Origin of the sequence: Halomonas sp. 328 (genome assembly GCF_015645095.1) — a bacterium.
Lineage (GTDB): Bacteria > Pseudomonadota > Gammaproteobacteria > Pseudomonadales > Halomonadaceae > Bisbaumannia.
The window spans coordinates 20095-40280 of the sequence record NZ_JADOTW010000008.1; the positions used below are offsets into that span (position 1 = coordinate 20095).

At 67.8% G+C, this 20186-nt stretch carries 21 protein-coding genes; 14 read left to right on the forward strand and 7 right to left on the reverse strand.

What is annotated here, in order from left to right:
- Positions 1-38 precede the first annotated feature (38 nt).
- Complete coding sequence (locus tag IHD13_RS05265) at positions 39-230, reverse strand: hypothetical protein (RefSeq protein WP_195859990.1); 192 nt, start codon at positions 228-230, stop codon at positions 39-41.
- A 179-nt stretch (positions 231-409) separates the two neighbouring features.
- Between IHD13_RS05265 and ygfZ the strand changes: the two genes are divergently transcribed.
- Positions 410-1444 carry a CAF17-like 4Fe-4S cluster assembly/insertion protein YgfZ gene (gene ygfZ, locus IHD13_RS05270; RefSeq protein WP_195859991.1) on the forward strand — a complete coding sequence of 345 codons (1035 nt, stop codon included), beginning with the start codon at positions 410-412 and terminating at the stop codon, positions 1442-1444.
- Between the two features lie 6 nt (positions 1445-1450).
- Here the strand turns inward: ygfZ and IHD13_RS05275 are convergent, their stop codons facing one another.
- The 3 genes from IHD13_RS05275 to luxS all read right to left on the reverse strand — a co-directional run bounded on the left by IHD13_RS05275 (position 1451) and on the right by luxS (position 4697).
- Positions 1451-2227, reverse strand: a complete 777-nt coding sequence (locus IHD13_RS05275; protein WP_195859992.1) for a TatD family hydrolase — start codon at positions 2225-2227, stop codon at positions 1451-1453.
- A 149-nt stretch (positions 2228-2376) separates the two neighbouring features.
- Positions 2377-3966 (reverse strand): peptide chain release factor 3, encoded by a 1590-nt coding sequence (locus IHD13_RS05280; RefSeq protein WP_146801138.1) that lies wholly within the window; start codon positions 3964-3966, stop codon positions 2377-2379.
- Positions 3967-4169: 203 nt separating this feature from the next.
- Complete coding sequence (luxS, locus tag IHD13_RS05285) at positions 4170-4697, reverse strand: S-ribosylhomocysteine lyase (RefSeq protein WP_195859993.1); 528 nt, start codon at positions 4695-4697, stop codon at positions 4170-4172.
- A gap of 88 nt (positions 4698-4785) precedes the next feature.
- On the opposite strand from luxS, the gene IHD13_RS05290 reads away from it, so the two are divergent.
- The 4 genes from IHD13_RS05290 to IHD13_RS05305 all read left to right on the forward strand — a co-directional run bounded on the left by IHD13_RS05290 (position 4786) and on the right by IHD13_RS05305 (position 8281).
- Complete coding sequence (locus IHD13_RS05290) at positions 4786-5229, forward strand: NfeD family protein (RefSeq protein ID WP_195859994.1); 444 nt, start codon at positions 4786-4788, stop codon at positions 5227-5229.
- Positions 5230-5256: 27 nt separating this feature from the next.
- Positions 5257-6288, forward strand: coding sequence for an SPFH domain-containing protein (locus tag IHD13_RS05295; RefSeq protein WP_195859995.1), 1032 nt, complete (start codon positions 5257-5259; stop codon positions 6286-6288).
- Between the two features lie 140 nt (positions 6289-6428).
- Complete coding sequence (locus IHD13_RS05300) at positions 6429-7718, forward strand: ATP-binding protein (RefSeq protein ID WP_195859996.1); 1290 nt, start codon at positions 6429-6431, stop codon at positions 7716-7718.
- Between the two features lie 23 nt (positions 7719-7741).
- Complete coding sequence (locus tag IHD13_RS05305) at positions 7742-8281, forward strand: response regulator transcription factor (RefSeq protein ID WP_195859997.1); 540 nt, start codon at positions 7742-7744, stop codon at positions 8279-8281.
- 114 nt (positions 8282-8395) lie between these two features.
- Here IHD13_RS05305 and hybE read toward each other — a convergent pair whose 3' ends face one another.
- Entirely contained in the window at positions 8396-8803 is a 408-nt protein-coding gene (gene hybE, locus IHD13_RS05310; RefSeq protein WP_195859998.1) for a [NiFe]-hydrogenase assembly chaperone HybE, read from the reverse strand.
- Between the two features lie 113 nt (positions 8804-8916).
- On the opposite strand from hybE, the gene IHD13_RS05315 reads away from it, so the two are divergent.
- The 5 genes from IHD13_RS05315 (at position 8917) to IHD13_RS05335 (ending at position 13298) form a co-directional block, all read left to right on the forward strand.
- Positions 8917-9750, forward strand: a complete 834-nt coding sequence (locus IHD13_RS05315; RefSeq protein WP_195859999.1) for an inositol monophosphatase family protein — start codon at positions 8917-8919, stop codon at positions 9748-9750.
- Between the two features lie 145 nt (positions 9751-9895).
- On the forward strand, positions 9896-10171 hold the full coding sequence (locus IHD13_RS05320; protein ID WP_195860000.1) for a GrxA family glutaredoxin: 276 nt from the start codon (positions 9896-9898) through the stop codon (positions 10169-10171).
- Positions 10172-10328: 157 nt separating this feature from the next.
- Positions 10329-11276 carry a bifunctional enoyl-CoA hydratase/phosphate acetyltransferase gene (locus IHD13_RS05325; RefSeq protein ID WP_195860001.1) on the forward strand — a complete coding sequence of 316 codons (948 nt, stop codon included), beginning with the start codon at positions 10329-10331 and terminating at the stop codon, positions 11274-11276.
- Positions 11263-12447, forward strand: a complete 1185-nt coding sequence (locus tag IHD13_RS05330) for an acetate/propionate family kinase (RefSeq protein ID WP_195860002.1) — start codon at positions 11263-11265, stop codon at positions 12445-12447. Before IHD13_RS05325 ends, IHD13_RS05330 begins: the two co-directional genes overlap by 14 nt.
- A gap of 83 nt (positions 12448-12530) precedes the next feature.
- On the forward strand, positions 12531-13298 hold the full coding sequence (locus IHD13_RS05335) for a DUF1338 family protein (protein ID WP_195860003.1): 768 nt from the start codon (positions 12531-12533) through the stop codon (positions 13296-13298).
- A gap of 249 nt (positions 13299-13547) precedes the next feature.
- Here IHD13_RS05335 and IHD13_RS05340 read toward each other — a convergent pair whose 3' ends face one another.
- Both IHD13_RS05340 and IHD13_RS05345 read right to left on the reverse strand, forming a co-directional pair.
- On the reverse strand, positions 13548-14207 hold the full coding sequence (locus IHD13_RS05340; RefSeq protein WP_195860004.1) for a CoA transferase subunit B: 660 nt from the start codon (positions 14205-14207) through the stop codon (positions 13548-13550).
- A 75-nt stretch (positions 14208-14282) separates the two neighbouring features.
- On the reverse strand, positions 14283-14981 hold the full coding sequence (locus IHD13_RS05345; protein ID WP_195860005.1) for a CoA transferase subunit A: 699 nt from the start codon (positions 14979-14981) through the stop codon (positions 14283-14285).
- 121 nt (positions 14982-15102) lie between these two features.
- Between IHD13_RS05345 and IHD13_RS05350 the strand changes: the two genes are divergently transcribed.
- The 4 genes from IHD13_RS05350 to IHD13_RS05365 all read left to right on the forward strand — a co-directional run bounded on the left by IHD13_RS05350 (position 15103) and on the right by IHD13_RS05365 (position 20084).
- Complete coding sequence (locus IHD13_RS05350; RefSeq protein WP_195860006.1) at positions 15103-15993, forward strand: LysR family transcriptional regulator; 891 nt, start codon at positions 15103-15105, stop codon at positions 15991-15993.
- An 82-nt stretch (positions 15994-16075) separates the two neighbouring features.
- Positions 16076-18028 carry an acetoacetate--CoA ligase gene (locus tag IHD13_RS05355; RefSeq protein ID WP_195860007.1) on the forward strand — a complete coding sequence of 651 codons (1953 nt, stop codon included), beginning with the start codon at positions 16076-16078 and terminating at the stop codon, positions 18026-18028.
- Between the two features lie 302 nt (positions 18029-18330).
- Positions 18331-19209: an acyltransferase gene (locus IHD13_RS05360; protein ID WP_195860008.1), complete on the forward strand. Its 879-nt coding sequence runs from the start codon at positions 18331-18333 to the stop codon at positions 19207-19209.
- Positions 19149-20084, forward strand: a complete 936-nt coding sequence (locus tag IHD13_RS05365; RefSeq protein ID WP_195860009.1) for a M23 family metallopeptidase — start codon at positions 19149-19151, stop codon at positions 20082-20084. Before IHD13_RS05360 ends, IHD13_RS05365 begins: the two co-directional genes overlap by 61 nt.
- Positions 20085-20186 lie beyond the last annotated feature (102 nt).

The following is a 20186-nucleotide window of genomic DNA, read 5'->3' on the forward strand; positions in this document are numbered from 1 at the left end:
AAGATAACGGTATAAAATCGACTAGATGATCCCTCGGGTCACTTGACCCTGACCCCGAGTTGCTTGACCGCCTGGATCAGCGCCTGGCGGTTGACCCGCCCCTCGACCTCGGCACCATGCCGGCCCACTTCGGCGCTCTCGACACCCTCCAACATCATCAGGGCGGTGGTGATGCGATTGATCAGTTCGACGTCTTCGACGCCTTCGAATTCCAGGGAGTAGTGAGCCATGGCCCTACCTTCATCTGCGGCAACGATAATGAGAGCTGGCAGTTTAGCATGACCGCCGCCCCGCCTTGAGCCCTTGGCCGATCGTTCGGGGCGTCGATCACAGGCATCGGCCCCGAAGAGCGCCTGCGGTATCATGGCGTCAATGACGACGACGCATCGCCGATACAAGGGAGATTCCGATGTTGGACTGGAGCCTTTTGGACGGGGTTCGGACGCTGGATGCCGATCGCCTCGATTTTGCCACCCCTGAGCCGGCCCGCCGCGCCCTGGACGCCACCGTGATCGCCCCGCTGGCCCACCTGGGCATACTGGAGGTCGAGGGCAGCGATGCGGCCCGCTTCCTGCAGGGCCAGACCAGCGCCCAGGTCGATCTGGCGGATGGCGACTTCGCACCCCTCACCTGCTTCTGTTCCGCCAAGGGACGCATGCTGGCCAATGGCCAGCTGCTACGCCGCTCCGAGTACCGCTACTGGCTGATCCTCTCCCGGGACCTGGTGACGCCCCTGGCGGAGCACCTGGGCAAGTTCGCCCCCTTCTACAAGACCACCCTGACGCCCCGGGACGATATCGCCCTGCTCGGGCTGATCGGTCAGGAGGCGCCGGCCCTGGCGGAGGCCCGGCTGGATATCGTGCCACCGACCACCTGGCATCAGGTCGTGCATGACGAGGCGCTGATCCTGCGCCACCCCGGCCCACGCCCGCGCCTGCTGATCGCCGTCCCCGAGGCGGCGCTGGTCGCCACCTGGCAGGCCTTCACCGCCCAGGCCCTGCCGGTGGGCAATGCCATCTGGCGACTGCACGATATCCAGGCGGGGCTGGCCTGGATTCGCGCCGAGCAGGCCGATGCCTACCTGCCACAGATGATCAACTGGGAGGCCCTGGGTGGCATCAGCTTCAAGAAGGGCTGCTATACCGGCCAGGAGGTGGTGGCCCGGGCGCATTTCCGCGGTCAGGTGAAGAAGCGCCTGGTGCGCGCCCAACTGGAGGGCGACCGGCTACCCGCCCCGGGGGCCGCGGTGGAGGACGCCGCCGGCAAGTCGGTGGGTGACGTGCTCGGCACCGAGCTGGACGCCTATGGCCAGCCCGAAGTGCTGGCGGTGCTCAGCACCAAGGAGGAGCTGGGCCCCTTGACGGTGGAGGAGCAAGTGCTCAAGCGACTCAAGCTGCCCTACGCCCTCGAGCGCCTCGACCCCGAAACCCTGGCCGACCAGTAACGCCGTTTAGGGCGCCCCGATGCCGAACAGCCGCCGGGCGGTGGCACTGCTATCCGCCGCCACCCGATCCGCCGACTGCCCCCGCAAGGCGGCCACCGCCCGGCACACTTCGGCGATCCGGGCGGGCTCGTTGCGCTCGCCCCGATGCCCCGCCAGGGGCATATCGGGGCTATCGGTCTCCAGCACATAGCCATCGTCGGGTAGCGCCGCCACGGCGCGATGCAGCCGCTTCGCCCGCTCATGGGTCAGGGCACCGCCCAGCCCCACCACGAAGCCCAGGTCGATAAAGCGCCGTGCCTGCTCGGGGGAGCCGGCGAAGGCGTGGATCAAGCCACCGGCCGGTGGCGCCAGCCGCCGCAGCAACCTGGCCACCTCGTCATTGAGGCGTACGCAGTGAATGACCAGCGGCAACCGATGCGCCCTGGCCAGGCGCACCTGGGCCTCGAAGAGCCGCCACTGGGCCGCCAGGGTGTCGCTGAATCGCCCGTCGACCCCGCACTCCCCCAGGGCCACGATCCGTGGCCCGCCACTCGCCTCGCCCAAGAGCGCGTCCAGGGCCGCCAGGTCGTTATCGCCATGCTCGTCGATAAAGTAGGGATGCAGCCCCAGGCAGACGCTGATGTCGTCACGCGCTCCCAGCGCCAGCACCCCGGGCCAGCGGGCCCGGGTGGTGCCCGGCACCACCAGATGCCCCACGCCGGCGGCATGCGCCCGCGCCAGCACCGCCTCGCGGTCGGCGTCGAAGTCGGGGAAATCGAGATGGCAGTGGGCGTCGATCAACATAAGCTGGAAGCTGGAAGCTGGAAGCTGGAAGCTGGAAGCTGGAAGCTGGAAGCTGGAAGCTGGAAATCAGCATGGCCCCGATGCTCCTGGGGTCAAGGTGTTCTCTTCCAGCTTCCAGTCGCGAAGCGGCGCTCTTCCAGCTTCGGGCTTTAATGTTCCCGGGTGGGCTGGAAGCGGATCTCCGGCCAGCGCTCCTGGGTCATCTGCAGATTGACCCGGGTGGGGGCGATATAGGTCAGGTAGCCACCACCGTCGATGGCCAGGTTGGCGCTTGCCTTGCGCTTGAATTCCTCGAGCTTCTTGGCGTCGTCGCTGTAGACCCAGCGGGCGGTCTGGACGTTGACCGCCTCGTAGACGCAGTCGACCTTGTACTCCTCCTTGAGGCGGTGGGCCACCACGTCGAACTGCAGGCTACCCACGGCGCCGAGGATCAGCTCGTTGTTGTCCAGCGGCATGAACAGCTGGGTGGCGCCCTCCTCGGAGAGCTGCTGCAAGCCCTTCTGCAGCGCCTTCATCTTCAGCGGGTCCTTGAGCTGGACGCGCTTGAAGAGCTCCGGGGCGAAGTGGGGAATGCCGGTGAAGCGCATGTCCTCGCCGAGGGTGAAGGTATCGCCGATCTGGATGGTGCCGTGGTTGTGCAGGCCGATGATATCGCCGGGCCAGGCCTCTTCCACCTGGGCGCGGTCCGAGGCCATGAAGGTCAGGGCGTCGGCGATCTTGACGTCCTTGCCGATGCGCACATGGCGCATCTTCATGTTCTTCTCGTACTTGCCGGAGCAGACCCGCAGGAAGGCGATGCGATCCCGGTGCTTGGGATCCATGTTGGCCTGGATCTTGAACACGAAGCCGGTAAAGCGACCGTCCTCGGCCTCCACCGTGCGCGCATCGGTTTCTCGGGGCTGGGGGGCCGGGGCGTACTCGACGAAGCCGTCGAGCATCTCACGCACGCCGAAGTTGCCCATGGCGGTGCCGAAATAGACCGGGGTCAGCTCGCCGCGACGATAGGCGTCGAGATCGAACTCGTGGGAGGCACCGCGCACCAGCTCCACCTCCATGCGCAGCTCCTCGGCCTGATCCTCGCCGAGCACGGCGTCCACCTCGGGGTTATCGAGCCCCTCGATGCGCTTGTCCTCGGGAATGCGATTGCCCTGCCCCTGGGTATAGAGATGAATGGTGTCGTTATAGAGGTGGTAGACCCCCTTGAAGTGACGCCCCATGCCGATCGGCCAGGTCATGGGCGCGCACTGGATATTGAGCACCGTCTCGACCTCGTCCATCACCTCGATGGGGTCGCGGATGTCCCGGTCCATCTTGTTGATGAAGGTAAGGATCGGCGTGGTGCGCAGCCGACACACCTCCATCAGCTTGATGGTGCGGTCCTCGACGCCCTTGGCGCCATCGATCACCATCAGCGCCGAGTCCACGGCGGTCAGGGTGCGGTAGGTGTCTTCGGAGAAGTCCTCGTGGCCCGGGGTATCGAGCAGGTTGACGATGCGCCCGCCGTAAGGGAACTGCATCACCGAGGTGGTCACGGAGATGCCCCGCTCCTGCTCCATCTTCATCCAGTCGGAGGTGGCGTGGCGATCGGCGCGCTTGCTCTTCACCGAGCCGGCCATCTGGATGGCGTTTCCGAACAGCAGCATCTTCTCGGTGATGGTGGTCTTGCCCGCATCCGGGTGGGAGATGATGGCAAAGGTGCGTCGTAGCCCGGCTTCGTGGGCCAGCTGTTGGTCTTGCATGATCCGCTGTCGCCTATTCGTACTCACCCCTGGGCTCGCCTGAGGCAGCCAGCGGGGCGATGGGTGTCGGTTGGCGCGCATTGTAGCTTGCCCGGCCCCCGCTGTCGCCAGGGCCGCCTGCGGGGGGCCTCGACAGCAGAACGCCGCCCGGCGGGCGGCGTGATCGACAACAGGCCCATGGCCCTAGCTGCCTGGGGATGGCCTCAATCGGCAGGCTTGCCGGTGGCCTGGTCGAGGAATTCTTCGCTGAGGTAGAGCTCGTCGTTGCTGTTGACGCTGACGCCGCGGGCGATGATCTGCTCGGCGATGGCCTTGGCCTCATCCAGGGAGTGCATGGTGTAGGTACCGCACTGGTACTCGTTGAGCTCGGGGATCTGGTCCATGCCGGGCACCTGGATCACGTCCTGCATGGCGGCCTTCCAGGCCTCGGCGACCCGCGACTCCTCGGGGGTACCGATCAGGCTCATGTAGAAGCCGGTACGGCAGCCCATGGGCGAGATATCGATGATCTCCACGTCATCGCCGTTGAGGTGGTCGCGCATGAAGCCGGCGAAGAGGTGCTCCAGGGTATGGATGCCCTTCTCGGAGAGCAGCTCCTCGTTGGGCACGCAAAAGCGCAGGTCATAGACGGTGATGGGGTCGCCGGAGGGGGTCCGCATGGTCTTGGCGATGCGCACCGCCGGGGCCTGCATGCGGGTGTGATCGACGCGAAAACTGTCCAGCAGGGGCATTGAAACGCTTCCTTATCCTGGTCGGATCGACGAAAGGGGTCAGTGGAGTGCTATGGTAACGCCATCGTCCCCCACAAGGAACTCGCCCATGGAGTGGAACCCCGCCTATCTCTGGCTGCTACTGGCCCTGGCACTGGCCGTCGGCGAGCTCTTCGGCGGCGGCCTGGTCCTGCTGGCCCTGGCCGTGGCCGCCGGCCTCACCGCCCTGGCGGCCCTGGCCGGTGCCGGGACCAGCCTGCAGCTGCTGACCCTGGGGGTGGCCTCCGGCATCCTGGTGCCGCTGGCCATCAAGGTGATCAAGCCACGCTTCAGCCCCCGGGGCGTGGCCTATGGCACCACCGGCACCGGCGTCGAGCGCGGGCGAGCCTACCGGACCCTGAGACGCGACTTCGACGGCGCCAGCGGCATCAAGGTCAATGGCGACTTCTACCGGCTCCGCCTACCCGACGGCACCACCGACCTACCGGAGGGTACCCGAGTGATCTTCGAGGCCTTCGATGGCACCACCGCCCAGGTTCGACTCGACGACTGAGTTTTCCCCCACGCAAGGAGCAAGACCATGGAACTGATTTCTCCCGGGCTGATCGCGGCCCTGCTGATCGTGGCGATCGGCATCCTGATCATCGCCAAGGGACTGGTGATCGTGCGCCAGTCGGAGGTGATGGTGATCGAGCGACTGGGCTCCTTCAACCGGGTCCTCGAGAGCGGCATCAATATCATCGTGCCCTTTATCGACCAGCCCCGCGCCATCACCATGATCCGCTACCGCAAGATGGGCGACGACTACCACGCCATCACCAGCAACGAGACGCGCATCGACCGCCGTGAAACGGTGATGGACTTCCCCGGCCAGCCGGTGGTGACCACCGATAACGTCACGGTGAACATCAACGGCGCCCTCTACTACCAGATCATCGACCCCAAGCGCGCCGTCTATGAGGTGGAGAACATGAGCCAGGCGGTGGAGGTGCTGGCCAAGACCACCCTGCGCTCGGTGGTGGGCAAGATGGAGCTCGACAAGCTCTTCGAATCCCGGGCCGAGGTCAACAACGAGATCCAGGCCGCCATGGAGGAGGCCGCCTCCAAGTGGGGGGTGAAGATCTCCCGGGTCGAGGTGCAGGATATCGCCATGCCCGAGGAGGTGGAGTCGGCCATGCGCCTGCAGATGGCCGCCGAGCGCAAGCGTCGCGCCACCGTCACCGAGGCCGAGGGCGAGAAGGCCGCCGCCATCGCCATGGCCCAGGGCCAGCGCGAGTCGGCGATCCTCAACGCCCAGGGCGACAAGGAATCCGCCATTCTGCGCGCTCAGGGCGAGCAGGAGTCGATCAAGCTGGTACTCAGTGCCATCGGCGACAGCGAGGAGAACAAGCGCACCGTGGTCGGCTACCTGCTCGGGCAGAGCTATATCAAGGCCCTGCCGACCATGGCCCAGGAAGGCGAGCGGGTCTTCGTGCCTTACGAATCCAGCGCCCTGCTGGGCTCCATGGGCATGTTCCGAGAGATGGCCGGCTCCCCGGAAGACGCCCTGGCCAAGGCCGGCGAACGTCGCGGCCTGGCCGGCGGCCTGCTGGGCGCCAGCGCCCGGGAGTAAGGCTAGAGCTGGACTCGATCCCTACCCGCGCCGAGGGCCTCGGCGCGGGTGCGACAACCTGCCCCGGGCACGGGGCCGGGGGTCACTCCGGGCGCTCCCGCATTACGGTATGATGGGGCCACTGATCGGATGGAGCCCCTATGCAAGCCGCCCTGCCCCTGCCCCTGTCGACCCCCAACCGCAACCTGGTGCGCCTGACCTTCGTGCGCGGCATCACCTGGACCGGTTTCCTGGGCATGATCATCTTCGGCATCGAGGTGCTGGGCTTCGAGCTCAGCACCCTGCCGGTGGTGGCGGTGATCATCGCCATGGGGCTGATCAATATCGCTACCTGGTGGCGACTCAGCCGCCCCCGGGCGGTCACCGATACCGAATACCTCTGCCATCTGCTGGCCGATATCGCCGGCCTGACCCTGCTCTTCTACTTCACCGGTGGCTCCACCAACCCCTTTATCACCTACTACCTGGTGCCGGTGACCATTGCCGCCGCTACCCTGCCCTGGCTCTATGCCTGGATCACCGCCAGCGGTGCCATGGCCGGCTACACCTTCCTGATGGTCTTCTACGAGCCAGTACCCCAGCTCAGCCATGGCGCCATCGGCCATGGCGCCCTGATCGGCGACGTCAACCTGCATGTGCTGGGGATGTGGATCAACTTCGGCCTCTCGGCGAGCCTGGTGACCTTCTTTATCTTCAAGATGGCCCACGCCCTGCGGCGCCGGGACCAGACCCTGTCGCGCACCCGGGAGGCGGCGCTGCGCAACGAGCAGGTGCTGGCGGTGGCCACCCAGGCGGCGGGCACCGCCCACGAGCTGGGCACCCCGCTCTCCACCATGGCGGTACTGCTCAAGGAGATGCGCCAGGACGCCACGGGCCAGCCCCATCTGGAGGCGGATATCGACCTGCTGCGCCAGCAGGTCGATACCTGCAAGGCGCGCCTCCAGGCCCTGGTGGCCAACGCCGACCGACGCCGCCTGGCGGAACCGGACATCGCCCCCGCCGAGGCCTGGTTGCGCGGGGTGATCCAGCGCTGGCTGGTGCTGCGCCCCGACGTCAGCCACCGCTTCGAGGTCGCCGACAAGCGCGGCAATCCCAGCATGGCGGTGGACACCACCCTGGAGCAGGCGCTGCTCAACCTGCTCAACAATGCCGCCGATGCCAACCCCCACGACATCACCATCAGCCTCGACTGGAACGGCGAGGAGGTGATCATCGATATCCGCGACCATGGCCCCGGCGTGGCCATGTCCATCGCCGACCAGCTGGGCGACACCTTCGTCTCCACCAAGTCCAAGGGCATGGGCATCGGCCTGTTCCTGACCCACTCCACCATCAACCGCTTCGGTGGTGGGGTCAGCCTGTATAATCACGAAGAGGGCGGCACTCTCACCGAGGTGAAGCTGCCCCGTCAGGCGCTCGGCGACGCCTGACCCCCGACGAGAAAGAGGACCCCATGAGCAAGAGCCCCGAACGACTGCTGATCATCGACGACGACGAGATGTTCTGCCATGTGATGGAGCGGGCCATGAGCCGCCGCGGCTATGAGGTCGAGGTTGCCCATGACGCCGAGGCTGCCCTGGCCAAGGCGCGCCAGGCGCCGCCGGCCCTGGCCACCCTGGACCTCAAGCTGGAGCACGACTCCGGCCTCAAGCTGCTGCCGGAGCTGCTGGAGGCGGTGCCCGACTGCCGGGTGGTGGTACTGACCGGCTACTCGAGCATCGCCACCGCCGTGGAGGCGATCAAGCTGGGGGCCGTCAACTACCTGTGCAAGCCCGCCGACGCCGACGAGATCCTCGCCGCCTTCGACAGGCAGGCCGGCGACCCGGATGCGGAGCTGGCCGATAACCCGCCCTCCATCAACCGGGTCACCTGGGAGCATATCCAGAAGGTGCTCCAGGAGCATGACGGCAATATCTCCGCCACCGCCCGGGCCCTGGGCATGCACCGCCGGACACTGCAGCGCAAGTTACAGAAACGCCCGGTGCGGCGATAACAGGCGCCGCACTTTCGACACGGCAAGCGGTAGAGACAGAAACGCCCGGTGCGGCGATAAGGCGCCGCCCCCTCGACAGGGCAAGCGACAGACACGTCCGGTACGCCGCCAAGCCTACTCCACCGGGGTCATCACCCGCGCCAGCAGGTGCTGGGCCAGGCGGTTGGCCTCGGCCAGGGAGTCCAGGTCGCTGAGGTCATCGAGAAGCTCGCAGGCCCAGAGGCCCTCCCCGTCGCCGAGATCCACCGGCGCGAAGGGGTAGCTGCCGCCGGGCAGGGCGACGCGCCGCAACGATGCGGCAGCGAAGTCCCCCGGGGTCGGCGAAACCAGGGCCAGGGAGAGCGACAGCGGGGTCAGCAGGGCCCCGCACAGCTCTCCCGCGAAGGGCTGAAAGCAGAGCAGGTCGACGTTAAGGTGAGGATTGCGCCGGGGGGAGCGATAGATCTCGGTGGCGAAGCGCTGCTGATAGCGACGCACCAGGTGCTGGAGGCGGGCATAATCATCGACACTCAGGGCCTGCATAACGTCTCTCCGGATCGGGGGGCGCCCAGTATATCGAGCCCCGGCCGCCCCTCACAGTCGTCCCCGGGCTCTGCTAGGCTGGGCTAGCCAGCCCCGTTCCTCAAGGAGTCAGCATGGACCTCTCCCAACGCCTCGCCCGCGCCCAGGCCCTGGCCGAAGCGGCCGGCGAGATGATCGTCGCCGCCCGCCGCGATCACGGTTTCTCCACTCGCCTGAAGCAGGGCCACGAACTGGTCACCGACGTCGACCTGGCGGTGGACGAGATGATCCGCGACGGCCTGGATCGGGACTTCCCCGCGGAGGCACGGCTCACCGAAGAGCTCACCCCGGACCGGGAGGCCCTGGAGGCCGATGGCCCCCTCTGGGTGGTGGACCCCATCGACGGTACCGTCAACTTCGCCCATGGCCTGGCCCATGTGGCGGTCTCCATCGCCTGGATGGAGCACGGCAAGGCGCGCCTCGGCGTGGTCCATGCCCCCTTCCTCGGCCAGACTTTCACCGCCATGCGCGGCCAGGGGGCCTACCTCAATGGTCAACGCATCGAGGCGAGCCGCGCCGACACCCTGGCCCATAGCCTGGTGGCCACCGGCTTCCCCTATCGTCGCGACAGCCGGGCGCCCCTGCTCAGGCGCCTGGCGGCGGTGCTCGACCAGTGCCGCGACGTGCGCCGCAACGGCTCCGCGGCGCTGGACCTGTGCGACGTGGCCAGTGGCCGCCTGGACGCCTACTACGAGAGCGTCTCCCCCTGGGACTTCGCCGCCGGCCTACTGATCGCCCGCGAGGCCGGCGCCAGCGTGGGCCATCTCTACCCCTGCCCCAGCGGCCTCCACGAAGAGCTCTATGGCGAGAACCTGCTGGTCACCGCGCCGGCCATCCATGGCGCCCTGGGCGAGCTGCTGCGCCTGGCCGACGAGGACCGTTACCAGCCGGGCCAGGACGGCGACTAGTCGGTCCCTCTGGGCGAGCCGCCCATCGGCAGTCGATAAGCCTGCCCAATAGCGGATGTAGCCAGGCCCTATTGGCCAAGCGGGGGGCGATCGGAGACAATGACGCCAGTTTTTCGATACCCCCGGTTTTTCAAAGGAGAGATCTATGTTCGTCGCCATCTTCGGTCGTCCCGGTTGCCCCTTCTGCGTGCGTGCCAAGGAGCTCGCCGAGCGCCTGAGCGAGGCCAAGGCCATCGAAGGCTTCCGCTACATCGATATCCACGAAGAGGGAATCACCAAGGCCGATATGGAGAAGACCATCGGCAAGCCGGTGGAGACCGTGCCGCAGATCTTCGTCGGCCAGACCCATATCGGCGGCTTCACCGAGTTCGACCAGTACGTGCGCGACCAGGCCCTGCTGCCGGAAGCCTCCGCCCAGTAAGCGCCGGCTCCGCTGCCTATCCAACGGCCCCACCCGGGGCCGTTTTTCGTTGCCTTACCCGTGGCGACACTGATCTGCATCAAGTCGCTCCCCTTACCCCGGGGCGCGCCATGACCTAGAGTGAGACTCTCGACCGCCATCCGAGGAAGTCACCGTCATGGATCTTCACCCCCGGCCCGGTGAGCGCCATCGCCGCCTGATCGACAACGCCCATGGCCTGCCGGCCCTGCGAACCGCCGTGGTGCACCCCTGCGACGAGGCCTCCCTCGGCGGCGCCCGCGCCGCCTGGGAGGAGGGGCTGATCGATCCGCTGCTGGTCGGCCCGAAACGGCGTATCGTCGCCGCCGCCGAGGCCATCGACTGGGACCTCGACGGCATCGACCTGATCGACACCCCCCATAGCCACGCCTCCGCCGACCGCGCCGTGACCCTGGCCGCCGATGGCGAGGTCGAGGCCCTGATGAAGGGAGCCCTGCATACCGATGAGCTGATGTCGGCGGCCCTCTCCCGCCGCGCCGGCCTGCGCACCGAACGCCAGATGAGCCATGTCTATGCCCTGGACGTGCCCAGCTATGGCCTGCCGCTATTGATCACCGACGGCGCCCTGCATATCGCCCCGGACCTGATCGCCAAGCGCGATATCGTCCAGAACGCCATCGACCTGGCCCGGGCCATGGGCATCACCCAGCCCAGGGTGGCGCTGCTCTCAGCGGTAGAGACGGTGCGCCCCAACATCCCCTCCACCCTGGAGGCCGCCGCCCTGTGCAAGATGGCCGAGCGGGGCCAGATCGAGGGCGGCCTCCTCGACGGCCCCCTGGCCATCGACAATGCGGTCTCCCTGGCTGCCGCCAGAAGCAAGCAGCTGCATTCCGAGGTGGCGGGCCAGGCCCATGTGCTGGTGGCCCCCGACCTGGAGGCCGCCAACATGATCGCCAAGCTGTTGATTCACCTGGCCAGCGCCCAGGCGGCGGGCCTGGTGATCGGCGCCCGGGTGCCGATCATGCTCACCAGTCGCTCCGACGACTGCCAGTCGCGCCTGGCGTCGGCGGCCCTGGCGCTGCTGCTGGCCCGCTATGATGAGACACGCCGCCATGACCCCGACTGAGCCCGAGCGCGGCCCTTCCGGCGCGCGCCTGATCCTGAACGGGGGCTCCTCGACCCTGAAGTTCGCCCTCTACCGGGACGGCGTCCGTTGCCTGCGTGGCACCCTGGAGCGCATCGGCGGCGACCCGCAACTGCGCCTCGGGCAGGCACCGGCGGGGCTCGTGCCCCCCGCGACCCTCACGGCGCCGGATACCCCCACCGCGGCGGCGTCGCTCCTCGACTGGCTGGACGCTCAGGGAGCACTGGCCGGCGTGGCGGCCATCATTCACCGGATCGTCCACGGGGGACGCGACTTCGCCGCCCCGGCGGTACTCGACGCGACCACCCTCGAGCGCCTCGATGCCCTCTCGCCCCTGGCGCCGCTGCACCAGCCCCAGGCCCTGGCGGTGGTCCGCGCCTGCCAAAGGCGCCTTCCCGGGATCCGCCAGATCGGCTGCTTCGACACCGCCTTCCATCGCGATCAGCCACGGCTCCATCAGCTCTTCGCCCTGCCTCGGGCCCTTGGCGACGAGGGCATCCTGCGTTACGGCTTCCATGGCCTCTCCTATGCCCATATCGCCCGGCGCCTGAGGGAGCGGGAGGGCGAAGACGCCGGTGGCCGCGCCATCGTCGCCCACCTCGGCCAGGGCGCCAGCCTCTGTGCCATGCACCGCGGCCAGAGCCTGGCCACCACCATGGGCTTCACCGCCCTGGACGGGCTGATGATGGGGCGCCGCTGCGGTGCCCTCGATCCGGGGGTACTGCTCTACCTGCAGCGCCAGCGCGGCTGGGACCTGGAGCGGATCGAACGCCTGCTCTACCAGGAGAGCGGCCTGCTCGGCGTCTCCGGCCGCTCCGACGATATGCGTGACCTCCTGGCCAGCGATGACCCGGCCTGCCGGGAGGCCGTGGACCTCTTCGTCCACCGCCTGGTGCGTGAAATCGGCGCCCTGGTGGCGGTACTCGGCGGCCTCGACACCCTGGTCTTTACCGCCGGCATCGGCGAGCATGCCGCGCCCATCCGCCAGCGGGTCTGCGAGCAACTGGCCTGGCTGGGCATCGCCCTGGAGCCGCGACGCAACAGCGAGCATGGCCCACGCCTGGACCGCGGCGAGGGCCCCAGGCTCTGGGTCCTGGCCACCGACGAGGAGGCAGAAATGTACCTCGCCACCCGCGCCCTGCTCGACGCCTGACCCCGCGTCCCTCCCTCGTTGAAAGGTCGAGGACGCCAGACGCCTATACTCGTGCATATCACGGGGTGAGGAGCGGTCAGGCAATGCAACGGGACGAATTTCTACAACAGCTGTGGCTCGACTATGTGCACCAGCATCCCGAGATCGGTGCGCTGCGCCTGTGGCCCCTGGAGCAGCCGCCGGAGTATCTGGCCCTGCTGACCCTCAATCACGGCAACCTGGCCGCCGCGGCCCTGCTCCCCAAGCTGGGTCACTTCGGCTATCGCAGCTGCGAACGCTACGCCATGGCCGACCGGGGCCTGCTGGTGACCCTGCTGGCACCACCGGATGACGGCCCCTGGCTGGCTCTGGGTGAGTTGCAGCTGGGCACCCTGACCCGAGCCCCCCGCGGCGAACTCCAGGCACTGATCACCCAGGCCCATCGGGAGGATTGCCGCGGCCAGAATCTGCTGTGCCGGGGGCGCCCCTGGCCGATGCCCAGCTGGGCCAGCTATCAGCGCCTCCAGGCGGCGCATCCCCTCGCCGCCTGGCTCTCGGTCATGGGGCCGCGCCTGCATCATGTGGGCTTCGATTGCGATCGCCTGGGCACGTCCATCGAGCAACTGGATGGTGAACTTCGGCAGGTCGGCCTGGTCGGCGATGCGGATCGCCACCACGGTATCTTTCCGGTTTCGCCGCTGCTCCAGTACCGTTTCTATGCCACCGGCTCGCGGCGCCTGCCCTTCGCCGAGGGGGACGAACACCGCATTCCCCTGGGCGGCCTGGCGCTGGTCCAGAAGTGCCTGGCCGGCGGCCAGGAACGTGCCGCCGAGTTGCTGCTTCCCAGCCATACGCGTTGCGAGCTGGCCTAAGCCGGCCGCTGCCATGAGATTTGACTCGCTACGAGCTGGCCTAAGCCTAGGTTATGCACAGTTTCTGTGGATAACGCTGTGCAAAGCGCCTGCATAGGGCGAGCCCGGCAAGGACCCAGGGGGCGGCGTCACGACTTGGTCAGTTTTTCGTCATCAAGCGTTCAATAACCCCTGCCCCCTAACAAGCAACGCCCGAGCGAGGCTCGGGCGTTGCTTGTTAGGGGGGCGTCGTCCGGCTCGAAGGCCGCCTTACTCGAAGGTCATCTCCGGCACCTCGTCCGGGACGATCAGCCGCCCGGCGGTCTTCTCGGCGATCTCCTCGACGCTGACCCCTGGGGCACGCTCCTTGAGGATGAAGGCGCCGTCCTCGATCTCCAGGTAGGCCAGGTCGGTGAGCACCCGCTTGATGCAGCCGGCGCCAGTCAGCGGCAGGGTGCACTCGGAGAGCAGCTTGGATTCACCATGCTTGGAGGCATGGGTCATGGTGACGATGATGTTGTCTGCCCCGGCCACCAGGTCCATGGCGCCGCCCATGCCCTTGATCAGCTTGCCGGGCACCATCCAGGAGGCGATATTGCCCTGCTGGTCCACCTCGAAGGCACCCAGCACGGTGAGGTCCACATGGCCGCCACGGATCATGGCGAAGGATTCCGCCGAGGAGAAGATCGCCGCCCCCGAACGGGCGGTGACCGTCTGCTTGCCGGCATTGATCATGTCCGGGTCCACTTCCTCCTCGGTGGGGAAGCGGCCCATGCCCAGCAGGCCGTTCTCGGACTGCAGCATCACGTCCATGCCCTCGGGCACATAGTTGGCCACCAGGGTAGGGATGCCGATGCCGAGGTTGACGTAGAAGCCGTCCTGGAGTTCGCGCGCCACGCGCTGCGCCATCTGTTCGCGGGTCAGTGCCATGCTGTGTTGCCTCTTGTCTTGGGGAGGAGCCCGGCGTCGCCGGACGCTCGCAATCGTCGTTACCGTCGCGGTGGATCAATCACGCACGGTGCGCTTCTCGATACGCTTCTCGAAGCAACCCTGGATGATGCGGTCCACGTAGATACCGGGGGTGTGGATCTGGCTGGGATCCAGCTCGCCGGGTTCGACGATCTCCTCCACCTCCACCACGGTGATGCGCCCGGCGGTGGCGGCCACCGGATTGAAGTTCTGGGCGGTATGGCGATAGACCACGTTACCGTAGCGGTCGGCCTTCCAGCCCTTGACGATGGCGAAGTCGCCGGTGATGGCCTCCTCGAGGATATGCGGCCGGCCGTTGAACTCGCGTACCTCCTTGCCCTCGCCCACCGGCGTGCCGTAGCCGGTGGCGGTATAGAACGCGGGGATGCCGGCGCCGCCGGCGCGCATCTTCTCCGCCAGGGTGCCCTGGGGCGTCAGCACCACCTCGATCTCGCCGTCGAGCATCTGCCGCTCGAAGAGCGCATTCTCGCCCACGTAGGAGGCGAGGATCTTCTTGATCTGGCGATCCTCCAGCAGCACGCCGAGGCCGAAACCGTCCACGCCGCAGTTGTTGGAGACCACGGTGAGGTCGCGCACGCCACGGCGCTTGATCTCGTCGATCAGGTTCTCGGGGATACCGCACAGCCCGAAGCCCCCGGCGATCACGGTCATGCCGCTCTCGATGCCCGCCATGGCGTCTTCATAGGAGTAGACCCGCTTGTCGAATCCGGCCATTGCTCTGCCTCGTCTTGTTGTCGGAGAAGTGGATCCCAGTGTTGCCCCGGACAATATATTTGTTAAGTTTGTTTTTTTTATGGATTAATTTACTTGTTATATAAAAGCGAGGCCGGATGCGATGACGGTAAAACAGCTGCGGGCCTTCCTGGCGGTGGCCCAGACCCTGAGCTTCACCCGGGCCTGCGAGCGCCTGCACCTCTCCCAGCCGGCGCTGAGCCTGGCCATCAAGGGGCTGGAAGAGAGCCTGGGCGGGCCGCTGCTGATCCGCAGCACCCGCAGCGTGCGCCTGACCCCGGAAGGGGAGTCCCTGGTACCCCTGGCCAAGCGCCTGCTGGTGGAGTGGGACAACACCGAGGAGCTGCTGCGCCAGCGCTTTACCCTGCAACTGGGGCGGGTGGCGGTGGCCGCCATGCCCGCCTTCGCCTGCAACCTGCTGCCGGCGGCGCTGATGGCCTTCCGCCGCCGCCATCCGCGCATCACGGTGACGGTGCACGACGTGATCAACGAGCAGGTGATCGAGATGGTGCGCCGTGGCCAGGTCGAACTGGGCATCGCCTTCGCCCCGGAGGCCGACCGGGGCCTCGCCTTTACCCCCCTGTTCGAGGATCGCTTCGTGGCGGTGGTCCCCGCGGACTCGCCGCTGGCCGAGGCCGGTACCCTGCGCTGGGCCGATCTGCTGGCCTATGACCTGATCACCCTGCAGCGCCCCTCCCTGGTGCGCCTGCTGCTGGAGTCGGAGCTGGCCGCCCAGGGTATCGAGCTGGCCGTCACCTTCGAGAGCCATCAGCTGGTCACGGTGGGCCGCATGGTGGCCAGTGGCCTGGGTGTCAGCGCCGTGCCGGCCCTGTGCCGCGAGCAGATGCACGAACTGGGGGCCCGCTGCCTGCCCCTGGAGGCACCGGTGATCTCACGCCCGGTGGGGGTCCTCTCCCCGGCCGGTCAGGAGCTCTCGGTCGCGGCCCAGGCACTGCGGGAGATCCTCGCCGAGCCGCTGCGCGACCTGGCATAACGGCGGCGTGATCGCAGGGTGAGACTCCAGGGCGCGCGGCCCTGCTAGGGTATAGGGAAAGTCCCTGACGGGAGGCCACCCCATGACCACGCCCCTCTGGCAACCCAGTCCGCCGCGTCGACAAGCCACCCGACTCGCCCGCTTGATGCATGACGTGGCCCGGGAGAGCGGCATCGCCATGGACGAGTACGCCGACCTGCACGCCTGGAGCCTGGCCCACCCCGAGGCCTTCTGGCGCAGGGTGTGGGCGCTGGGGGTGATCGGCGAGCCCGGCGAACGGGTCCTGGAGCGTCCCGGGGCGATGCCCGGCGCCCGCTGGTTCCCCGAGGCACGCCTCAATTTCAGCGCCAACCTGCTGCGTCGCCGCGACGACGCCATCGCCCTGGTGGCCTGCGATGAGCGGGGACGCCGCGAGCCGCTCAGTCACGCCGAGCTCTATCGCCGGGTCGCGGGACTGGCCCATACCCTCGCCGGGCTCGGCGTCAGCGCCGGCGACCGGGTCGCCGGCCTGGTCCCCAACAGCGAGCACGCCCTGATCGCCATGCTGGCCAGCACCAGCCTGGGCGCCATCTGGTCCTCCTGCTCCCCGGACTTCGGCGTTCAGGGGGTCTTGGACCGTTTCGGCCAGATCGCTCCCCGGGTGCTGATCGCCGCCGATGGCTACCACTGGAACGGCAAGGCGATCCCCCTCCACGATAAGCTGACGGCGCTCGCCGGACAGCTCCCCGGGCTGGAACGGCTGCTCGTCTTCCCGTTTCTCGATCCCCAGGCGGAACCCGAGCTCGGCGCCATTCCCGGCGCCATGGCCTGGTCGGCGGCCCTGGATAACGAGGCCAGTGACCCGCCCTTCACCTTGCTGCCCTTCGATCATCCCCTCTATGTGCTCTACTCCTCCGGCACCACCGGCCAGCCCAAGTGCATCCTGCATGGCGCCGGCGGCACCCTGCTGCAGCACCTCAAGGAGCACCAGCTCCACTGCGACCTCGGCGCGGAGGACGTCCTCTTCTACTACACCACCTGCGGCTGGATGATGTGGAACTGGCTGGTCTCGGGGCTTGCCGCGGGCGCCCGCCTGGTGCTCTATGACGGCTCCCCTTTCGCGCCGGACCAGGCCAGCCTCTGGCGCCTGGCCGAGCGAGAGGGCGTGACCTGCTTCGGCACCAGCGCGCGCTACCTCACCGCCTGCGCCAAGGCGGGACTGCGCCCGGGCCGCGACCACGACCTCTCGGCGCTGAAGACCCTGCTCTCCACCGGCTCGACCCTACCCCACGAGACCTTCGACTACGCCTATCGGGAGATCAAGGCCGACCTCTTGCTGGCCTCCATCTCCGGCGGCACCGATATCGTCTCCTGCTTTGCCCTGGGCTGCCCCACCCGACCGGTCTACCGGGGCCAGCTGCAGTGCCGCGGCCTGGGCATGGCGGTGGCGGTCTATAACGATGCCGGCCAGCCGGTCACCGGCGAGAAGGGCGAGCTGGTCTGTACCCGCCCCTTCCCCGCCATGCCGCTAGGCTTCTGGAACGACCCGGAGGGCAAGCGCTACCGGGCCGCCTACTTCGCGCGTTTCCCCGGGGTCTGGGCCCACGGCGACTACGCCGAGCTGACCGCCGAGGATGGGGTGATCATCCATGGCCGGGCGGACACGGTGCTCAACCCGGGGGGAGTGCGCATCGGCACCGCCGAGATTTATCGCCAGGTGGAGAAGGTCGAGGAGGTACTGGAGTCGCTGTGCATCGGTCAACCGTGGCAGGACGACGTGCGGGTGGTGCTCTTCGTGCGGCTGCGCGACGGCCTGAACCTCGACGAGGCCCTGCGCCGGCGCATCCGCGAGACCATTCGCACCCATGCCACGCCACGCCACGTGCCGACCAAGATCCTCCAGGTGGCCGATCTGCCGCGCACCCGCTCCGGCAAGCTGGTGGAGCTGGCGGTGCGGGACGTCATCGAGGGGCGGGAGGTGGCCAACCGCGAGGCCCTGGCCAATCCCGAGGCCCTGGCACTGTTCGAGGATCTGCCCGAGCTACGGCAACCCTAGGTGGCTCGGGGCTACCCTGGGGACAGGGCTTCGCGGGGCGCTGTAAACCCATCCCTGGGAGCTACTTTTGCCCTGCTGCGCTCTCGCATCCTGCTCCGCTTGCAGGACCGGTGCTGGCCATCCATGGCCAGCCCGTTCGGAGGAATCCTCCTCACCCCTGGCAAAAACCCCCCGCTCCACCCTGCCCCCAGCGCCCCTAAGCAATTCACGCCGCTCCCCCTTTGCCCCGCGTTTCCAGGCTGGGCAGCCCGGGCCGCTTGCAGTAGCATTGGCACGCCTGTTTCAGTCCGATGGGAGAGCGCATGCCATTACTCAAGGGGAGCGTCAGTCTGCTCCTGCTGACCCTGACTACCCTGCTCTGGGGGATCCCCCTGGTGGTCCTGACCCTGCTCAAGGTGATCACCCCCGGGCACCGACTGCGCCTCAGGGTGCTCCAGGGCCTGAATTTCATCGCCTTGAACTGGATCGGCCTCAACCTCTGGTGGATGCGTCACTGGCTCAAGCCTCGGCTTGAGGCCGAGGTGCCCGAGGGCCTGTGCCAGGACCAGCGCTGGCTGGTGCTCTCCAACCACCGCAGCTGGACCGATATCTTCATGCTGCAGCTGGTGCTGCACCGCCGTATCCCCATGCCACGCTTTTTCCTCAAGCGCCCGCTGATCTGGGTCCCCATCGTCGGCCTCGCCTGGTGGGCCCTGGAGTTTCCCTTCATGCGCCGGCTCAGCCGCGAACAGCGCGAGCGGTACCCCCACCTCGCCCGTCGCGATCGCGAGGCCACCGAGCGCATGTGCGAGCGGGTCAGGGAGCTGCCCATCGCCATCTACAACTTCGTCGAGGGCACCCGCTTCACGCCCGCCAAGCACGATGCCCAGCAGAGCCCCTACCGTCACCTGCTCCGGCCACGGGCCGGCGGCACCGCCCAGGTGCTGGGCCTGCTCGGCGACCAGCTCAGTGGTATCCTCGACGTGACCCTGGACTATGCCAGGCCCGATCCGACCTTCTGGGACTTCCTGTGTGGTCGCGAAGGTGAGATTCGCTTGCATGCCCAACGCCTCGAGGTGCCGGCCTGGATGCCCGGGGGGGACTATTACGAGGATCCGGACTACAAGGAACGCTTCCACACATGGCTGAACGCCCTTTGGAAAGACAAGGATCAGCGTCTCGACGACTGGCGCCGTTACTGATTCTGCTGGCCCTGCTGCTCGGCGCCTGCGCCACCCCCCAGGGAGAATCCCGTCGTCTCGGCCAGGCCCCCATCGCCGGCAACTGGGTCACCATCCAGAGGGGCGATACCCTGGGCGCTCTGGCCCGCCGCGCCGACGTGCCCCTGGCCCGGCTCGAGCGCTTCAATCCCGGCGTGGATGCCCGCCGCCTGGCGGTGGGTCAGCGCCTCCTGGTGCCCACCGCCAACGAGCGGGCCCCCTCCGGCGGGCCCTATCGCTACCAGATTCGCCCCGGCGACACCTACTCTTCGGTGGCACGCCACTTCGGTACCACCAGCGCCCGTATCCAGGCCGCCAATCCGGGCCAGCAACCCAACCGGCTGCGGGTCGGTCAGGTGATCCAGGTTCCCCTGAGCGGCGGCGCCCCCAGCCGGGCAACGGCCAGCCGCCCCACGAGCGACGGCAGCAGTTCCCGTCCGGCCCCGGCCCCCTCGCGCCCCGACCCCGGCGATCTGCCGTCGTCGGCGCGTAACTGGCCCTGGCCCCTCGATGACTATCGGGTGATCCGTCACTACGGCACCGACAGTCGTGGCACCCTTCAGCCCATGCTGCTGGCCACCGGCAACGGCGCCCGAGCCAAGGCCGTCGCGGATGGCGAGGTACGCTTCGCCGGCGGCATGCGACAGCTGGGGCAGGTGGTGATCGTCCACCATGACGGCAACCTGCAGAGCGTCTACGCCCAGTGCGACCAGCTGTCGGTGGAAGTAGGACGCCGGGTCAGTCGCGGCAGCGAGCTGTGCCGGGTGGGACGCCACGGGGAGACCGGGCGCCATGACCTCCTGTTCGACCTACGCCACGGCGGCAAGCCCATCGACCCGCGCCGGGTCTTGCGCTAAGACTGCCAGCGGACACGGGGTCTCCAGACCCCGTTGTCATACCGCCGTCATCCCATCGCCCCACTCCTGTCATCGACGCGACGCAGGCTAAGCCCGACGAGT